At 49.9% G+C, this 17,907-nt stretch carries 16 protein-coding genes; 1 reads left to right on the top strand and 15 read right to left on the bottom strand.

Going from position 1 to position 17,907, the window contains the following annotated elements; translation table 11 throughout:
- Positions 1 to 98: 98 nt before the first annotated feature.
- The 15 genes from J0B03_RS12375 to alaS form a co-directional block, all read right to left on the bottom strand.
- Positions 99 to 443: a prepilin-type N-terminal cleavage/methylation domain-containing protein gene (locus tag J0B03_RS12375; protein ID WP_207299995.1), complete on the bottom strand. Its 345-nt coding sequence runs from the start codon at positions 441 to 443 to the stop codon at positions 99 to 101.
- A 92-nt stretch (positions 444 to 535) separates the two neighbouring features.
- The gene (locus tag J0B03_RS00760) at positions 536 to 1,750 is read right to left on the bottom strand and encodes a type II secretion system F family protein (protein WP_207299996.1); all 1,215 of its coding nucleotides are present in this window, start codon (positions 1,748 to 1,750) and stop codon (positions 536 to 538) included.
- Between the two features lie 22 nt (positions 1,751 to 1,772).
- Entirely contained in the window at positions 1,773 to 2,837 is a 1,065-nt protein-coding gene (locus tag J0B03_RS00765; RefSeq protein WP_207299997.1) for a type IV pilus twitching motility protein PilT, read from the bottom strand.
- A gap of 13 nt (positions 2,838 to 2,850) precedes the next feature.
- Positions 2,851 to 4,539 carry a GspE/PulE family protein gene (locus tag J0B03_RS00770; protein WP_207299998.1) on the bottom strand — a complete coding sequence of 563 codons (1,689 nt, stop codon included), beginning with the start codon at positions 4,537 to 4,539 and terminating at the stop codon, positions 2,851 to 2,853.
- Positions 4,540 to 4,614: 75 nt separating this feature from the next.
- Complete coding sequence (locus tag J0B03_RS00775) at positions 4,615 to 5,037, bottom strand: methylglyoxal synthase (protein WP_207299999.1); 423 nt, start codon at positions 5,035 to 5,037, stop codon at positions 4,615 to 4,617.
- Between the two features lies 1 nt (position 5,038).
- Positions 5,039 to 6,286, bottom strand: coding sequence for a peptidase U32 family protein (locus J0B03_RS00780; protein WP_508278643.1), 1,248 nt, complete (start codon positions 6,284 to 6,286; stop codon positions 5,039 to 5,041).
- Positions 6,279 to 6,959 (bottom strand): O-methyltransferase, encoded by a 681-nt coding sequence (locus J0B03_RS00785; RefSeq protein ID WP_207300000.1) that lies wholly within the window; start codon positions 6,957 to 6,959, stop codon positions 6,279 to 6,281. The genes J0B03_RS00780 and J0B03_RS00785 overlap by 8 nt, the downstream gene beginning before the upstream one ends.
- 1 nt (position 6,960) lies before the next feature.
- Entirely contained in the window at positions 6,961 to 7,293 is a 333-nt protein-coding gene (locus J0B03_RS00790) for a YlbF/YmcA family competence regulator (RefSeq protein ID WP_207300001.1), read from the bottom strand.
- Positions 7,294 to 7,353: 60 nt separating this feature from the next.
- Complete coding sequence (locus J0B03_RS00795; RefSeq protein WP_207300002.1) at positions 7,354 to 9,018, bottom strand: ribonuclease J; 1,665 nt, start codon at positions 9,016 to 9,018, stop codon at positions 7,354 to 7,356.
- 17 nt (positions 9,019 to 9,035) lie between these two features.
- Complete coding sequence (locus tag J0B03_RS00800) at positions 9,036 to 9,482, bottom strand: Fur family transcriptional regulator (RefSeq protein WP_246798149.1); 447 nt, start codon at positions 9,480 to 9,482, stop codon at positions 9,036 to 9,038.
- 92 nt (positions 9,483 to 9,574) lie between these two features.
- Positions 9,575 to 9,847, bottom strand: a complete 273-nt coding sequence (locus J0B03_RS00805; RefSeq protein ID WP_207300003.1) for a DUF1292 domain-containing protein — start codon at positions 9,845 to 9,847, stop codon at positions 9,575 to 9,577.
- Positions 9,848 to 9,864: 17 nt separating this feature from the next.
- Positions 9,865 to 10,281 (bottom strand): Holliday junction resolvase RuvX, encoded by a 417-nt coding sequence (ruvX, locus tag J0B03_RS00810; RefSeq protein WP_207300004.1) that lies wholly within the window; start codon positions 10,279 to 10,281, stop codon positions 9,865 to 9,867.
- Positions 10,282 to 10,287: 6 nt separating this feature from the next.
- Positions 10,288 to 11,235: an aldo/keto reductase gene (locus J0B03_RS00815; RefSeq protein WP_207300005.1), complete on the bottom strand. Its 948-nt coding sequence runs from the start codon at positions 11,233 to 11,235 to the stop codon at positions 10,288 to 10,290.
- 50 nt (positions 11,236 to 11,285) lie between these two features.
- Complete coding sequence (locus tag J0B03_RS00820; protein WP_207300006.1) at positions 11,286 to 11,546, bottom strand: IreB family regulatory phosphoprotein; 261 nt, start codon at positions 11,544 to 11,546, stop codon at positions 11,286 to 11,288.
- Positions 11,547 to 11,610: 64 nt separating this feature from the next.
- Complete coding sequence (gene alaS / locus J0B03_RS00825; RefSeq protein ID WP_207300007.1) at positions 11,611 to 14,250, bottom strand: alanine--tRNA ligase; 2,640 nt, start codon at positions 14,248 to 14,250, stop codon at positions 11,611 to 11,613.
- Positions 14,251 to 14,708: 458 nt separating this feature from the next.
- Between alaS and J0B03_RS00830 the strand changes: the two genes are divergently transcribed.
- Positions 14,709 to 17,846 (top strand): transglycosylase domain-containing protein, encoded by a 3,138-nt coding sequence (locus J0B03_RS00830; RefSeq protein WP_207300008.1) that lies wholly within the window; start codon positions 14,709 to 14,711, stop codon positions 17,844 to 17,846.
- The last annotated feature ends 61 nt before the right edge of the window (positions 17,847 to 17,907 follow it).

A 17,907-nucleotide genomic window follows, 5' to 3' on the forward strand; every position in this document is an offset into this window, starting at 1 on the left:
ATCACTTGTCAATTGATATTTTAAATTTTCCTTTAATCACTTTTCACTTCTTAGTATGGTTTGATGTTTTGATCTAAAAAATCTTTATCACTATAAACCTATGGCCTAGCTGGTGTTGTTCCAGTTAAATTACCATTAGCATCTACGGCAATTGCGGTAATGGCATTCCCATCTGACCAAGCAGAACCTGGTTCTAAATAATTTGGTTCCAAATCAGCTAATGCTGGAATCGCACCATTATTATCTGCCATATACAAAGTAACAGCGCTTTGTATCACTCGCTCAGTCGCATCATCAGCAGTAGTTCTAGCATTGTTAAGTGTACCAAGAAATCTAGGTACTGCTATTATTGCTAAAATAGCCAAAATCGCAATTACAACGATCAACTCAATAAGCGTGAAACCTTTTCTGTTCTTAAACAATTTCTTTCGGATGCTTAACATTATTATTCCCCCTAATTTAAATTTATGAAACTAAATTTCTATGACAATTATATATCCATAATTATCATAGTTCAATCATTATTTTGTAATTTTTATGAAATAATGCTATAAAGATCGAACATTGGAAGAAGCATACTGATAATTATAAAGGCTACGATGATCCCTAAAACGACGATGATGATCGGCTCGAGGATGGTGGTCAGCTGGCTGATAGCGGTGTCCACTTCCGTTTCATAGAAGTCAGAAACTTTGCCAAGAACGTAATCCAAAGTTCCGGAAGTTTCCCCTACCTCAACCATCTGGTACACCAAGGGCGGGAATGCTCCGTTGTTTTCCATGCTGGCTCCTAGACCAAATCCTTTTCGGATCCCGTCTTTGACATCCCACAGGCTTTCTCGAATGTACTCGTTGCCTACGACTTTTTCCACGATATCCACTGCCTGGATAATATCAACCCCTGCAGTCAACATGACTTCCATGTTGCTGGCAAATCGGTTCATGGCGATCTTGTTGTTCAACTCTCCGAATGCGGGGATTTTCAACTTGATCTCATCTACCTTGAGACGTCCCTGCTTTGTACTGACATATCGCCTATACAATAGGATGGCAGCACCAATAACCAAAATATATACATACCAGAAATTTTTAATGCTGTCACTAATAGCTATGAGTGCTTTTGTAGGTCCCGGCAGCTCCGCATCAAAGGATGCAAACATGGTAACGAAGGTCGGCACCACGAAAGTAAGCAGTAAGATAACCACGGAAACGGCGACTATGGATACGACGATCGGGTAGGTGATGGCGCTCTTCACCTTCTGGTTGATTCGGTATTCCTTTTCAAAGTGGTAGGCCATCTTGTCCATGACTTCATCCAGGTTTCCGCTGACCTCCCCCGTTTCGATCATGTTGACCAGAATGCTTGGGAAGATTTTAGGCTCCTTTGCAAAGGCACTAGATAGACTGTTCCCCTTTTGCACGTCTTCGTGCAAGGCTTCCACTACTCTTTGGAGTTTTTTGTTCGTAGATTGTTTCTTTAAAATATCCAAGCTGTCCACTACCGTGATGCCGGAGCGGAGCGTTGTAGCAAATTGTCGGCAAAATAATGCCAGATCCCTCAACTTCACTTTTTTTTCAAAGAATGTGACATCCGTGCTCAACTTGCTCTTTTGTCGTTCTTCTTTTATTTCCACCGGAATGTAGCGCTTCTCCCGGATCAGGCCGACGACCTCGTCCTGGGTTGCGGCTTCAAAGGTACCCTTGATGGTTTTTCCGTTCATGTCTTTGGCCGTATAAGAATATGTTGCCATGTTGCGATCCCCCCTTTTTTTCCTATACCATCATGCGTTTTCGCATGGCTTCCTGGTCTACGGAGTAGAACAGGGCATTGTCCATGCTGATGACTCCTTTGGAATACAGATCATATAAATAGCTGTCCATGGTGACCATGCCTGCTTTGCCACTCATTTGGAGTATGGAATTGATCTGGTGGTTCTTTCCTTCCCGGATCAGGTTTCGGATAGCTGGGTTGGCGATCATGATCTCCAAGGCCACGATCCGTCCATGTCCGCTTTTCTTGGCCAACAACTGTTGGGATACAACGGACTGGATGACGCTTGCCATCTGGGTCCGTACCTGTTGCTGCTGATGAGGCGGAAAGACGTCGATGACCCGGTCAATGGTCTTGGCGGCACCAATGGTGTGCAGGGTGGATAGGACCAAGTGGCCTGTTTCTGCCGCCGTCAGTGCAATGGCGATGGAATCCAGGTCCCGCATCTCCCCTACCAGAATGACATCCGGGTCTTCCCGAAGGGCGGCTCGTAGAGCATCCTGATAGCTGGTGGTGTCCTGGCCGATCTCCCGTTGGTTGACCATGCTTTTTTTGTGACGGTGAAGGTATTCGATGGGATCCTCCAAGGTCAGGATATGGGCGCTTCGCTCGCTATTGATGATGTCGATCATGGAGGCCAGGGTGGTGGATTTACCACTACCGGTAGGACCCGTAACCAAAATCAATCCCTTGTTGATCCTCGTCAGTTGTTCCATGGTCTTTGGCAGGTTCAACTCTGCCATGGTTGGGATCCCGGAACCGATGACCCGTAGAGCTACGGTATAGCTGGTCCGCTGCTTGAAGGCGTTGACCCGGAACCGTCCGTACCCGGACCAGGAATAGGAGAAGTCCACTTGTCCCGTTTCTTCCAGGGCTTTTCTCTGGCTGTCGTTTACCATGGCCGTTGCCAGCTGTTTCGTCTCGTCCTGGGTATAGGGAGCAATGTCCCATAAAGGATGGAGCTCTCCGTCGATTCGGATCATGGGTGGCAGCCCTACAGTGATGTGCAGGTCGGAAGCCTTGCTTTCAATAGTCGCTTTGAGCAGTTGGTCGATATCGTTTTTCATTTGCTTCACCTCGTCATTCTGATGTAAAGAACGTGATTTCCAGTGTTTCTTCGATGGATGTGACTCCTTGAAGGATCAAATCCCTGGCGTTTTCCATAAGGGGGATCATGCCGTCCGCCTTTGCCTGGTCCAGCAATTGGTCGTAAGTGGCGCCGGTTGTGATCATTTCCCTCATGTTCCGGTTGATTTTGAGCACTTCATGGATTCCCATACGTCCCTTATACCCAGTATTGTTGCATGCAATACACCCTTTTGGTTTAAATATGATAATTTTTTCACCCGGATCCACTCCAAGCATCTTCTTTTCGTGGTCGTTGGGCTCGTATTCTTCTTTGCATTTGACGCAAAGTTTCCGGATCAAACGCTGGGAAATGATGCCGTACAGGGAGGACGATACCAGGTAAGGGGGTATCCCCATGTCCACCAGACGACTGATGGTGCTGGCTGCGTCGTTGGTGTGGATGGTACTGAAGACCAAGTGGCCTGTGATGGAGGACCGGATGGCGATCTCTGCCGTCTCCACGTCACGGATCTCCCCGATCATGATGATGTCCGGGTCCTGCCTTAAGATGGAGCGAAGGCCACTGACAAAAGTCAAACCTGCTTTTACGTTGACCTGGACCTGGTTGATCCCGTCCAGCTTGTACTCTACCGGATCTTCCACCGTAACGATGTTATCCGTCATGGTGTTCAGGTTGCGTATGAGTGTATACAAGGTGGTGGACTTACCGCTTCCGGTAGGGCCCGTCACCAAAATAATGCCGTAAGGTGCAGAGATGAAATCTTGGATCATGGGCATCTCTTTCTCTGTAAATCCCAGATCGGACATCCGCATTTGAAATTGGGCTTGGTCCAGGATCCGAATGACCACTTTTTCCCCATAGATGGTGGGAAGGATGGAAACCCGAAAGTCGATGTCCCGGTTGTCGATGCGCATGACAATGGCCCCGTCCTGGGGGATCCGCCGTTCTGCGATGTTCAGATCAGAAATGATCTTGATCCGGCTGACAATGGCGTTGTGGGTACGGACATCCAGCTTCATCATTTCCAGCAGGACCCCGTCCACCCGCATCCGGACACGGATCCGGTCGGCAAAAGGTTCGATGTGGATGTCACTGGCTTTGCTGCGCACCCCTGTTTCAATGATGTTGTTGACCAGACGCACCACGGGAGCGTTGTTGATCTGCTCCATGTTGTCTGCCGTGGTCTGGTCCAACTCCTCCAGGCTTTGGGACCGGTTGAATTCCTCCACGGCCCGGGCGGCGTCGTCCGTATTGTAGAAACGTTCGATCAGGTCGATGATCTCCCGCTTTGTAGCAATGAGTGGAATGATGTGCTTTTTCGTCACCAGGCGAAGGTTGTCCAATGCGATGATGTCCAGCGGATCATTGATGGCCACCACCAGGTTGTCCATGGTGTCGTAAAAAAGCGGAACGGTTACATGCTTCTTAGCCAGCACGTAAGGAATGGACTTGACTGCTTCCTTGTCCACAAAAGTATTTTCAAAATCCACCCGGGAGATCCCCAACTGCTGCTTCAGGGCCTCGATGATGTCGTCTTCATCCACATACCCTTCTTCCACCAGAAGTTCTCCCAGCTTGTTTTTCTTTGCCTGTTGAAGCTTGATGGCTTCCGTCAGTTGTTCTTCCGTCAATTTTCCGCTGGAAACCAGGATGTCTCCGATCCTCTTTACGCTTCTCATTGCCTCACCTTCATTCCGTTTCAGTCTGCTTGTTATTATTATACCACGATTTATAAAAATGCAAAATTTTATATATTACAAATCTGCTTGCATGTCCTGTCTGGGGTATTCCTTGTCCATATAGTCCGAATGGATCAGATAATTGGCCGCCGTGGTGTTCATGGCCACGGGAATGTCGTAAAGGACGCTGATGCGCAGCAAGGCTCGTATATCCGGATCGTGGGGCTGGGCCGTCAACGGGTCCCAAAAGAAAATGAGCATGTCGATGCGGCTGTCGGCAATGGCGGCGCCGATCTCCAGATCCCCGCCAAGGGGTCCGCTTTTGTAGGCTTGGATGGTCAGACCCGCCTCCCGGCTCAAAACACCGGAGGTGGTCCCTGTGCCGCACAGGTGATGTTGCTCCAGGATGTGCTTGTTTTCTTTGGTCCAGGACAAGAGTTCTTTTTTCCGGTTGTCGTGGGCCACCAATGCGATGGTTTTTTTCTTGGGGCTGAACATGTTAGGCCTCCTTGTTCTCCTTGCGGAGGATGTCCCAGATGGTGGGGGTTTCCTCCATGGGGATGCGTACGATCTGTTTGGGATGGGGGGCGCTTTCCATGGAATTCCCATCTTCATCCACGATGGAAGCAACAGTCAGGGATTTTGCCGGTCGTCCCGGGCCCATCCATTCCAGCTGGTCTCCCACCACGATCTTGTTTCGTACTTCCACTAGGGCTTCCTTTTTCTCTTCATCATGACCCACCACGCTGCCGACGAAGTCGTAATTCCTTGTATAGGAGCTGGTGGAGTAATGATGGGCATCCACCCCGGGTTTTTCAAAGGCAAAGCCTTCCGTGTAGCCCCGGTGGCTGATCTTTTGGAGTTCTTCCATCCAGGTCGGATCTTCCTTGTATCCTTCCGGATCCGCCATAAAGGCATCGATTGCCTGGCGGTAGACGTTGGTGACGGTAGATACGTAAAACAGGCTCTTCATTCGTCCCTCGATCTTGAAACTGTCCACCCCTGCCCTGATGAGTTCCGGGATCCGGTGGATCAGACACAGATCCTTGGCGTTAAAGATGTAGGTGCCCCGTTCGTCCTCTTCAATGGGAAAGTATTCTCCAGGTCGTTTTTCCTCCATGAGCCGATAGTTCCACCGACAAGGTTGGGCGCAGTCTCCCCGATTGGCATCCCGGCCTGCCATATAGTTGCTGAGCAGGCATCGACCCGAATAGGACATGCACATGGCACCGTGGACAAAGGTCTCCAGTTCCAGGGACGGATCCGTTTTCTTTCGCAACTCCGTGATCTCGCCCAGACTCAATTCCCGGGCCAGTACGATCCGGGATACACCCTGCTGATGCCAGAAATTGGCGCTGTGATAGTTGGTGTTGTTGGCCTGGGTGCTTAAGGACACCTTTAGTTCCGGTGCCGTTTGACGCACTACATGAAATATACCCGGATCTGCCACAATAACACCATCTACGCCATATTTGCTCAAATTTTTTACATAGTCCTCCAAACCGGAAAAATCTTCGTTGTGGGCGAAGATATTCAGGGTAACATATGCTTTTTTCCCGTGCTTATGCACAAAATCCAGTCCTTCCAACATTTCCAGACGGGTGAAATTCCCCGCTTTGGCTCGAAGTCCATAGGCAGACCCGGCCATGTAGACCGCATCTGCACCATAGGCAATGGCGTATCGGAGCTTCTCCAGATTTCCTGCTGGAGCCAACAGCTCCGGTTTTTTGATCATGTTTTCATTCATGGCCTTCTCCTCCTGTGTTTTCCATGTGGTCTCTGTTCCATATGCTGACGGCCACCCCATCCCCCAAGGGAATTATGGTGGTATGTATTCTGGGATCTGCGCTGATCTCTTCCAAAAATCGCCGCATCCGCTTGACGATGGTGATCTTTCTTCTCTTTAACACCGTATTGCTGGCCACCATGCCTCGAAACAGTACGTTGTCGGAGATGATCATCCCTTTTGGAGACAGCAGGCGCAGACAATCTTCCAGCATGTGGACATAATGTCCCTTGGCGCCATCGAGGAAGATCATGTCGTAGGGTCCCTCCAAGGTCTTGATCACCTGGGAGGCATCCCCCGGATGGATCTTTATTTGGTTTTCCAACCCGGCTTCTTTGATGTTTTTTTCCGCCTTTTCGATCATCTCTTCACTTAGTTCCACCGAATCCACTTGCATGGCATGGTGGATGGAAGCAAAGCGGATGGCGGAGTAGCCGATGGCAGTGCCGATCTCCAGGATCTTCTTGTAATCGTGGGAACGGACCATCACTTCCAGATACTGGGCCACTTCCGGGTGGATGATTGGTACGTGTTCTTCTGCGGCTTCTATTTCCAATCGATTCAACAGATCGTTTCGTTTGGGCAGGAGACCCCGTATATAGTCTTCGATGTAGTCCTGGTTGATCTGGCCCATTCTACAGCCCTAGGTCCATGCCTTCCGTTATGATCTTCATGACGTCCTGATAGATCTGGGAAAAGGCATACTGGGCTTGAAAATATTCTGCAATGGCCGGAATGGCCATCAAGGCCCCCGTCATCTGGTTGAAGCTTTCCACCTGTTTCTGGGAAGGTTCCTGGCCCATCATCTGCAGGGTCTGGACTTCCATTTGCTTTTTCATGTAGTCGGTGACCATCTCCCAGTCTTTGGGGTTTTCCATGACCCGCTTCTGGGTTTGGACCATCCGCTTGTATTCGCTGCTTTCCTTGATGGCCTTGGCCAACGCGTGTGCTTCATCATAAATTCTCATCATATTCCTCCTTGGATTTGAAAAAGCGATGCACCGTAAAGTGCATCGCCGTTGTTCCGTTTACACTTCCATCAATATGGGGAGTATCATCGGTCTTCTTTTCGTTTTTTCATACAGGAACCGATCCAGGGCGTCCCGAAGTTCGCTTTTGATCTTGTTCCAGTCGGTGATCTTCTTCTCTTCGCACTTGATCAATGCGGCTTTTACCACGTTTCGGGCTTCGTTAATCAATTCTTCCGATTCCCGTACGTAGACGAACCCTCTGGATATGACATCCGGTCCGGCAACGGTCTTCCCTTTGCTCAAGGTGACCACCACCATGAAGATGCCGTCTTCTGACAGGTGCTTTCGGTCCCGCAGTACGATATTTCCCACATCGCCGATGCCGGAACCGTCCACCAGGACGATGCCCGACGGGGCCTTGCCTATATCCCGACAGCTGTTTTTATCCAGTTCCACAATGGTGCCGTTGTTGACCACCAGGGTGTTCTCTTCCGGCATTCCCAGGCTTTGGGCCAAGTCCACGTGATGCTTGAGCATCCGGTACTCTCCATGGACGGGAATGAAATGCTTGGCATTCACCAAGGTGTGGATCAATTTCAATTCTTCCACACGGGCGTGGCCGGATACGTGGACTTCCGCCAATTTCTCGTAGACCACTTCCGCTCCCAATTTGAACAGGTTGTTGATGACCTGATAGACCATCTTTTCATTTCCCGGTATGGGAGATGCGGAAAAGATGACCAGGTCCCCTGCCGTAATGGAAAATTGTCTAAATTCACCAACAGCCATCCGGCTGAGGGCTGCCATGGTCTCTCCCTGGCTTCCCGTGGCCACGACCACGATCTCATGGGGTTCGTACTTGTTGATGTCCCGGATATCGATCAAGGTCCCATCCGGGATGTCCAGATATCCAAGCTCGGTGGCGGTCTTGCTGACGTTGATCATGCTTCGACCGCTGACGGCCACCTTTCGGCCATGGGCCACGGCAGCATCTACGATCTGTTGCACCCGATGGATGTTGGAGGCAAATGTGGCCACCACGATCCGGGTCTCCACCCCGTCAAATAGTTCCATAAAGCGCTTCCCGACGGATTTTTCCGACAGGGTCACTCCGGGCAGCTCCACATTGGTGCTGTCCGCCATCAACAGGTCCACCCCTTCTTTGCCGATCTCTGCAAACCTCGGCAGGTCGATGACTTCCTCGTCAATGGGGGTATAGTCGATCTTAAAGTCTCCCGTGTGCAGGACCGTGGCGGCGTCGCAACGGACGCATACGGCAACGGCGTCTGCGATGGAGTGGTTGACCCGGATGAATTCCACGTTGAAACCTCCCAGGTCGATGCGGTCTTTGGGGCGTACGACTTTTCGTACGGAATCCCTCATGAGGCCGTGTTCCGTCAACTTGTTTTCGATGAGTCCCATGGTCAGCTTGGTGGCGTAGATGGGTACATTCATTTCTTTCAATAAATAGGGGATGGCGCCGATATGGTCCTCATGACCATGGGTCACCACGACCCCCCGGATCCGATCCTTGTTGTTGATCAGATATGTCATATCGGGCAACACGATGTCGATCCCGTACATGGTTTCGTCCGGGAACGTGATGCCGCAGTCCACGATTATTATATCCCTCTTGTATTCGAATACGGTGAGATTTTTTCCGATCTCACCCATTCCTCCGAGGGGTATAATCTTCAATTTGCTGTTTTTCTGTTTTGCCAAAAATATTCTCCTTTCGATTAACTCTTTCCGCTCTTTTTCTGGCAATCTTCACAAATGCCAAAAAAAGTAACGTTGTGATTCGTTATCTTGAATTTTTTTTCTTTTTCGATGTGTTGTTCCAATGCGTCGAAATACTCATCTTGTATTTCGATTACCGATCCGCAATGATTGCAAACGAGATGATGGTGATTGTGATGTTTTTTCCCGTCGGATATTTCGTACCGATGGCATCCGTCGTCAAAATACTGCTTGGACAGAATGCCCACTTCTTCCAACAGCTGTACTGTTCGATATATGGTGGCAATGCCGATTTCCGGGCAGTTTTCTTTCACTTCCCGGTAAATTTCATCAATACTCATGTGACAATCCTTGTTGTCCGTGATTGCGTTGATTACGTGTCGTCGCTGTGGTGTCAACTTGTAGCCGTGATCTTTCAATAATTCCTTGTAGCTTTCGATAGGCACGAAATCACCTGCTTTTATCAATTAATAACAATTCTCAATTGGGATTCTATCGGTTTTGCCTATTTTTGTCAAGGAAAAGAAAGAGGGAGGAATCAGTCCTCCCAGGAAAGCTCGTCATAGATCTTTTGGATCAAATCCAGTTCGGCGTCGTCTTCCACCGGCATGAGCACTTCCCCTTCTTCGTCTTCTTCGATGCGGAAGGCGAACATGTCGTCGCTGTCATCTTCTGCTTTTTTCAGCAGGGCGTATTCGGTTCCTTCATGTTCCAGGGTAACGATGATCTCAAACTCCATTTCCTCCCCTGTTTCTTCATCCACCAAAAATATGGTGTCTTCGTGCTCGTGTTCATGATCGTGATTGCTCATTGTACTACCTCCTGTTTTCATTTTTTAATGGAATCCATGTAGCTTTGCAAAATGTTTTGTGCCGCCAGCATGTCTACTCTTTCTTTTTTTAGTTTCTCTTTTGTATTGGTGTCCTGCATGGTCTGGTAGGCCAGCCTGCTGGTCAGCCGTTCGTCCCAAAGGACCACTTCCACCGGCAACCGCTTTTTTAGGAAATTTGCAAACCCAACGACCTTTTGTCCCTGGGAGCCTACACTTCCGTCCATGTTCTTGGGCAGTCCCACTACCAGGACGCCTACTTCCTTTTCTTCTATAATGGATCGAAGATTTTCAAGGTCTCCGTCCATGCTGGATCTTTTCAGGGTCTTTAAACCCTGGGCCGTGATTCCCAACAGGTCGCTTACCGCCAACCCGATGGTTCGGTCTCCTACGTCCAGTCCCATCCATCGCTTCATAATCCATTATACCACCTTTATGCAAAATTGGGGACATACTGCGGCACAATAGCCGCAGAGAATGCATGCATCCCGGTCCACCCTTGCCTGACCATCTTCGAACCGCAGCGCCTTTTGGGGGCAAACCGCCACGCAGTTGCCGCACCCCTCGCACCAGCTGTCGATGTGGAGATGCCGGTTTTGTTTCTCCGTCTTTTCGGACAGTTCATGGGATACGGGTCTTCCCGCTACCAGAGCGGCATTGTATTCCACTTCTTCCACCGTCTGCATCCCCACCGCCATGGAGTGGATGTATTCCTTCTCCAAGACGAAGCGAAATGCTTCCCTTCGGTCCTTGATCAAATGGCCCCCGCCCAGAGGTTTCATGGCGAAGATGCCTTTTCCTCGGTCATGGGCTTTTCGAAGGGCCTCTTCCATCTGCAAAAAAGATCCGTCGGCAATGCCAAGTCCCTTCTTGTTGAAAATGGGATGGATCACCCCGATTTCCGGATATTCCATTGCTCCATAAACCCCCGCCACATGGTGGGTGGAAATGCCGATATGGCGGATCAAGCCCTTTTGCTTTGCCTCCATCAGGCATTCTACGGCTTCCCAATGTCCCCGAATGGTGTGAACGCTTTCCGTTTCGTGGAGCATCCAGATGTCGATCATGTCCCGATCCAGGCCTTTTCTGGCTTTTTCGAGGCTGTCTTTCATGGCCTTCCATGTATAGTCGTAGGATTTGGATGCAAGGATCCAGTCCCTGCTGGTCCGCTTCAATCCTTCTTTTATATGATCGTAGTTTTGGTACAGATCGGCAGTATCCAGGAAATTGATCCCCAGATCCCAGGCCCGTTCCAAAAGCAAAGCCCCTTCTTCCCGGCTAAGGTTGGCCTGGAGGGGCCCCATGGTCAGGGTGCCGAATGCCAGCTTTGACACCGTCAGGTCTGTCTGTCCCAGTTGGATGTAGTGCAAAGGACCACCTCCCATGATATAAGAAAGACCCTTTTACAAGGGTCTTCTACTCAATCCAAATGTTGAAAATAGTACTTTACCAGTTCTTCCAAAAGTTCATCTCGTTCGATTTTTTTTATTAAGTTTCTCGCGTTGTTGTGGCTGGTGATGTAAGTAGGATCTCCAGACATGATATATCCCACCAGTTGGTTCACCGGTTTGTACCCTTTTTCCTTCAATGCCTGGTACACTTGCCGGACCAGTTCCTTGATCTGTTGGGATTTGTCATCTTCAATATCAAATTTTACCGTATAGTCCTTTTTGTTGTCCATACAAACCCTCCTTTTCAACGCCATTTCTGTAGTACCGTTACATCTGAGTTTACTCTATCCTGCTTTATTTTACAAGCATTTTTTCCAGTACGGACTTTCCGGTTTCCAAGGCTTCCTGGATTTTAGAAGGATCTTTCCCACCGGCCTGGGCCATATCCGGTCGTCCTCCTCCACCGCCTCCGGTGGTGGCCGCCACTTCCTTGGCCAGTTTGCCGGCATGGAAACCTTGGGACACGGCTTCTTTCGTGCCCATGGCCACGATATGAACCTTGCCGTCCTTTTCTCCGGCGATCAGTACCACGCCCTGGGTCTTGTCTCGCAGGCCGTCTGCCAGGTCCCGGATGTCGTCCATTTCATATCCCTGGACCGATGCAGCCAGGAAGGAAATTCCGTGTATATCCACGGCTTTGCTTAGAAAATCTTCAGAAGCGTTTTTATTCAACTGTTGTTTCAGTCCCTGGATCTCTTTCTCCAGCGATTTAATGGTAGAAAAGAGTTCCTCGATCCGCTGGTTCACATGTTCCGGATTGGATTTGAGAAGGACGGCCGTTTGTCGAACCTGCCCTTCCAGACCGGCTACATATTCCAGGGTGTTGACTCCCGTCACCCCTTCGATCCGTCGGACACCGGCTGCGATGCCGTTTTCCGAAACGATCTTGAACAGGCCGATCTGGCTGATGTTGTCCAAATGGGTTCCTCCGCAAAGTTCCATGCTGTAGTCGGCGATGCGGACCACTCGGACCGTCTCCCCGTATTTTTCCCCAAATAGAGCCACTGCTCCCAATTCCCTGGCCTTTTGGATGTCCGTTTCAAATTTCTCCACTTCCAGGGCCCGTCGAATGGCTTTATTGACCCGGCTTTCCACGTCTTCCAATTCTTCTTTCGTCAATTTCTCAAAGTGATGGAAGTCAAAACGGAACCGCTTGCTGTCCACCAGGGATCCTGCCTGTTCCACATGGTCTCCCAATACTTCTTTCAAGGCTTTGTGGAGAAGATGGGTGGCCGTGTGGTTTCTGGCCACGCTCATGCGATGGATCTCATCCACTCTTGCCCGGACCATGTCATTGACACGAATGGAGCCTTCCACCACGGTGCCGTGATGGATATGACGTCCCAGGCTTCCTTTTTTGCAGTCATCCACCTGGATCTTGCACTCATCATGCTCCACCGTTCCAATGTCCCCCACCTGGCCGCCGCTTTCTGCATAAAAAGGCGTGGTGTCCATGACGAAAAGAACTTGTTGTCCCTCTCTGGCGTCTTGGACCGGTTGTCCGTCCACCACCATGCCAAGGATCTTTCCAGTGGCCTCCAGTGTCTGGTACCCTACGAATTCCGTTAAAGTATCTTCCGTCAAATGGGTGAACAAGTCGTCCCCCCATGCGTTGTTGTCCTTGTCGGATCGGGCTTTTCTGGCCCTTTCCTTTTGTTTTTTCATCTCTTCATGAAACGTGTCTTCATCCACGTCCATCCCCGACTCTTCCAGGATGTCCCTGGTCAGATCCAGGGGAAAACCGAAGGTGTCGTAAAGTCGGAAAGCCGTCTCTCCGGAAAGGATGTCTTTTTCTTCCTTTTTCAACTTCTCCATTTCTTCTTCCAGGATCATCAGACCCTGGTCGATGGTTTCTTGAAACTTCTCTTCTTCCAGGCGGATGATCTTGGCGATGGTCTCTTCCTTTTCCACCAGTTCCGGATAGGCTTCTCCGGAAGTCTTTTTCACTTCCCTGGACAACTGGGATAAAAAGGTTCCTTCGATCCCCAAAAGCTTCCCGTGTCGGGCAGCCCGTCGAAGCAGACGGCGAAGGACATAGCCTCTTCCCTCGTTGCTTGGAAGAACCCCGTCGCCGATCATAAAGCTGACGCTTCGAATATGATCCGTAATGACCCGGATGGAAATGTCATTCTTTACGTCGTCCTTGTATTGGATCCCGGCAAGTCCGCATACCGTATCCAGTACGTGACGGATGGTGTCCACTTCAAAAATGGTGCCTACATCCTGCATGATGGTGGCCATACGCTCCAGGCCCATGCCCGTATCGATGTTGGGATTGGCCAGAGGATGATAGTTTCCTTCCCCATCCTTGTCGTACTGGGTGAATACCAGGTTCCAAAACTCGATGTAGCGGTCGCACTCGCATCCGACGGCGCAATCCGGATTTCCGCAGCCATGATCTTCTCCACGGTCAAAATAGATCTCCGAACAAGGACCACATGGTCCCAGGCCGTGCTCCCAGAAGTTGTCCGCTTTCCCAAGTCGGACGATCCGGTCCGGTGCCAGACCCACGATCTTGTGCCAGATGTCGTAGGCTTCATCGTCTTCTTCGTAGATGGACACGTACATTTTATCTTCCGGGATCTCCATGACTTCCGTCACGAATTCCCATGCCCATTTTATGGCTTCTTCCTTAAAGTAGTCTCCAAAAGAGAAGTTGCCCAGCATCTCAAAGAAAGTGCCGTGACGGGCCGTTTTTCCTACGTTGTCGATGTCCGGTGTTCGAATGCACTTTTGACAGGTGGTCATCCGCTTGCTGGGCGGGATCTCGTCTCCTGTAAAATAAGGCTTCAAGGGTGCCATCCCGGAGTTGATCAACAAGAGGCTGTTGTCGTTGATCGGCACCAGGGGTGCGCTTTGCTTTCGCAAATGATCCTTGCTTTCGAAAAATTCAAGATATTTTTCCCTGATTTCATTTAATCCCATTGTTTTCATATTTCATACCTCCATGGTGTGTTTTTCAAAAACTGTTTCCTGCAAACAAAAAAATCCCCAAAAACCCAGGGACGACATATACCGCGGTACCACCCTGATTAATCTGTAGGATCCTCTCTCTGGACGTAACGAGTCCGACGCGGATGTTTTCATCCGTGCTCCGGATCAGCATGGCAAAGTCGTTTTCTTAAAAACCTTTCAGCCTGGGGTTTTCTCTCTGACAAGTCGTCTCTCTGCCACATGGTTCCTTCACTGCAATTTCTTCAACTCCTTCGTATTATAAGGTTTTCCATCCTTTCTGTCAACGGAAAGCCAAGGAAAATCACCAGAAAATTCCTATATACAAAATGTGTACAAGTCCCGTCCAAAAGGTAATATTCCTTGAAAATGATTGATATTTAGGGACCATTGATATTATAATTGGAGATGATAATTTCTCTAATCAAGGAGGCATACGAATGTCAGAGCATAAGAATGAGACGAATCCCGTTTCAGAAGCACAAAAGAACGACACATCCAATAATAATAAAAAGAGTAAAAAAAGAAAGAAAAAACCCTTAACGGTGAAGCAAAAAATATTCAAAGTTTTCAAATGGTTTTTCCTGCTTCTCTTTATCCTGCTCCTCGTTGGAGGCAGCGTAGGCGGATACATGGTCTACAACTGGGTCAAGGACGCACCTCCCCTGGACATGACCAAGTTCGACTACATTGAGCCATCCCGCATCGTGGACAAAGATGGAGAGTTCTACCAGGAACTCCAGGGAACGGAAAAGCGGGAGATCGTCTCCATCGATCAGATACCGGATATCGTCCAGAAGGCCTTTATCTCCATCGAAGACGAGCGGTTTGAAGAGCACAACGGCGTGGACATCCAAGGCTTCACCCGTGCAGGTCTGGAAGTGATCCGAACCGGATCCCTCAGCGGTCCTGGGGGCAGCACCATCACCCAGCAGCTGATCAAGCTGACCCACCTGACTCCCGAAAAGGCTTTGGAGAGAAAATTCACCGAGATCTATTTGGCCATGGAACTGGAAAAAGTCTTGACCAAGGACCAGATCATGGAGGCCTACCTTAACAAGATCAACTTTGCTTACGCATGGGGGGTCCAATCCGCATCGGAAGTGTACTTTGGCAATGACATATCCGAAGCGACCGTAGCACAAGCAGCCGTTTTGGCCGGGATCATCAAAAGCCCCACAAACTACAAACCTTATATCATCGAAGAAAAAGAAGAAGGTGTTTTTGGCATCAAAGTGGACGAAGAAGGCAAAGTCGTATACAACGAGAAAAACCTTCTCCGGGCCAAGGCCGTCGTAACCCAGATGCTCAAGCTGGGGCACATCACCCAAGCCCAGCACGATGAAGCGGTCTCTCAGTTGGAAAACAACGATTTCGGATTGCAGCTGCCGGAAGAAAATGAGATCTACAGCTACTTTACAGATGCCTTGTATGAACAGCTGATCACCGATCTGGTGGAAACGGATCAGTTCAGCTTCAACACTAGAGAAGAAGCCCAGGTCTATCTGCTCAATTCCGGATTGACCGTCCACTCCACCCTGGATCAACGGATCCAAAATATCCTGGAAGAAAAGATCCAGGACGACACCCTCTTCCCCAAACAGAGTTCGACGGCCAGAGCCGCTTCCGCCGCTTTGACGAAAGAAAGGGGCGAGGAAGTCAACTTCATGCCGGAAGGTGCCATGACCATTATTGAGAACGGTACTGGCCATGTGGTCGGCATCGTCGGCGGTCGATCCAAGGAAACCAGCCGGTCCCTGAACCGGGCAACACAGAAATTCCAGATCGGTTCCTCCACCAAGCCTTTGACTACTTATGCACCAGGCATTGAGACCAAGCGGATCACTGCAGCGAGTACTTTTGACAACATCCCCATTCAGATCGGCAGCTGGAAGCCTGGAAATGCCGGCGGATTCACCGGAATGACCAGTGTTCGGGAGGGCATCAAGCGGTCCATCAACGTCATCGCTGTTCAGGCTTTATATGCCACTGGCATCGAAAATGCCGCCCATTACGCTGAACTTTTAGGACTGGAGATCGTACGGGAAGGCGACCGTAATGACATGAACGGCTCCGCCCTGGCCCTTGGCGGTTACACTCATGGGCAAACAACCTTGGCCATGGCCAGTGCCTATAGTACATTCCCGGACCAGGGAACCAGAACTGTTCCCATCATGTATACGAAAATCACCGATCACGACGGAAATGTCGTATTTGAAAATCCGGAAGAGAAAGTACGGGTATTTTCCGAGCAGACGGCCTACATTGTCACCGACATGTTGCGCGCCGTCGTTCGAGGAGGGACCACTTCCGTCTCCGTTTCCGGAATGGACATCGCAGGAAAAACAGGAACCACCAATGACCAGATGCATGCGTATTTCGCCGCTTTTTCCAAATACTATACTGGAGCGGTATGGTATGGTTATGACCAGAATAAAGTGACAGCAGGTGGTCGAACCTACAACCTCAACATCGGGATCTACGGAGGAAGCAGACCGGGACCCGCCTCCTTATGGCAGTCTGTCATGCGGGAGATCCACAAGGACCTTCCCAATGCCAATCTTCCTTCCCGACCAAGCGGAATCGTGACAGCAAGTGTAGATAAAGTCTCTGGCCTGCTTCCCACGGAATTGACCGAAAAGGATCCGAGAGGGTCCATGGTTGGATCGGAAATGTTTATATCCGGAACCGTTCCGACGGAATCCGACGATTACCACATCGAGGTTCGCATGGACGTGAGCACCGGCAAAGTCGCATCGGAATTTTGTCCGGAACATCTGGTAGAAACGGTGGTTCGGATCGAAAAACCGGAGGACCGGTTCCCCGGAAACATTCGACCAGCCAATGCAAATTACGTACCCAATTCGGAAAAGGGCGTCCTGGCCCCGGACTTGGAGGATATTTGTACCGTACATACAGGCAACAGCATCATCGATTTGGCCATTTTGAACGCCAATGGCGGTACGGTGGACAACATCACCATCACTCAAGGTGAAAGCACAGTGATCCGCATCCGCGGCGTCACCCAAAGAGGAGAATATGTAGATTTTAGTGGAGGCAAGCTGACGGTGACTCCGTCTACAGGAAATGTATCCGTTGTTCCCTCTTCCGCCGGCAATTATACGGTGACGGGAATATCTCCTGGCAGCGGGAAAATCGAAGCCACCATAACCTACGAGTACAAGGTCCCTGTGGGAGAAAAAACGGAAACACGGACCTATTCCTACTCGGACAGCATGAACTACACCATCAAGCAAAGCAATCGTCCGCCCACCATCACCCTATCTTATAAAGGGAAAAACGGTGTCAACATCACCGATGAGATTTTTGTAGGGACAAGTTTCAGCACCAGCAACATCAGTGTGAAGGCAACGGATCCGGACCAGGGAGATCAAGCAAACATAACCGGTCCGGCCATCACCTTCAACGGAGCAGCAGCCGGCCAGGTGGATACCAGCAAAGCCGGTACCTACGTCATCACCTACACCGCAACCGACAAGAGCGGAGCCGCCACCAAAGGCACCTTGACTTTGACGGTTCGCGAACAGGAAGTTCAGGCAGAACCTGTAGAAGACTAAAGAAACCAACAGAATATTCAACTACAAAATCCCTCCAAGTTCGAGACTTGGAGGGATTTTT

Origin of the sequence: Alkalibacter rhizosphaerae, from assembly GCF_017352215.1 — a bacterium.
Taxonomy (GTDB): Bacteria; Bacillota; Clostridia; order Eubacteriales; family Alkalibacteraceae; genus Alkalibacter; species Alkalibacter rhizosphaerae.

What these genes read in the sequence shown, in the direction of transcription:
- J0B03_RS00770 (WP_207299998.1), bottom strand. Translation starts at nt 4,539, where the DNA reads ATGAGAAGCGTAAAGAGGATCGGAGACATCCTGGTTTCCAGCGGAAAA.
- J0B03_RS00790 (WP_207300001.1), bottom strand. Translation starts at nt 7,293, where the DNA reads ATGAGAATTTATGATGAAGCACACGCGTTGGCCAAGGCCATCAAGGAA.
- J0B03_RS00780 (WP_508278643.1), bottom strand. Translation starts at nt 6,286, where the DNA reads ATGAATGAAAACATGATCAAAAAACCGGAGCTGTTGGCTCCAGCAGGA.
- J0B03_RS00820 (WP_207300006.1), bottom strand. Translation starts at nt 11,546, where the DNA reads ATGGACAACAAAAAGGACTATACGGTAAAATTTGATATTGAAGATGAC.
- J0B03_RS00805 (WP_207300003.1), bottom strand. Translation starts at nt 9,847, where the DNA reads ATGAGCAATCACGATCATGAACACGAGCACGAAGACACCATATTTTTG.
- alaS (WP_207300007.1), bottom strand. Translation starts at nt 14,250, where the DNA reads ATGAAAACAATGGGATTAAATGAAATCAGGGAAAAATATCTTGAATTT.
- J0B03_RS12375 (WP_207299995.1), bottom strand. Translation starts at nt 443, where the DNA reads ATGTTAAGCATCCGAAAGAAATTGTTTAAGAACAGAAAAGGTTTCACG.
- J0B03_RS00830 (WP_207300008.1), top strand. Translation starts at nt 14,709, where the DNA reads ATGTCAGAGCATAAGAATGAGACGAATCCCGTTTCAGAAGCACAAAAG.
- J0B03_RS00785 (WP_207300000.1), bottom strand. Translation starts at nt 6,959, where the DNA reads ATGGGCCAGATCAACCAGGACTACATCGAAGACTATATACGGGGTCTC.
- J0B03_RS00765 (WP_207299997.1), bottom strand. Translation starts at nt 2,837, where the DNA reads ATGAAAAACGATATCGACCAACTGCTCAAAGCGACTATTGAAAGCAAG.
- J0B03_RS00760 (WP_207299996.1), bottom strand. Translation starts at nt 1,750, where the DNA reads ATGGCAACATATTCTTATACGGCCAAAGACATGAACGGAAAAACCATC.
- ruvX (WP_207300004.1), bottom strand. Translation starts at nt 10,281, where the DNA reads ATGAAGCGATGGATGGGACTGGACGTAGGAGACCGAACCATCGGGTTG.
- J0B03_RS00775 (WP_207299999.1), bottom strand. Translation starts at nt 5,037, where the DNA reads ATGTTCAGCCCCAAGAAAAAAACCATCGCATTGGTGGCCCACGACAAC.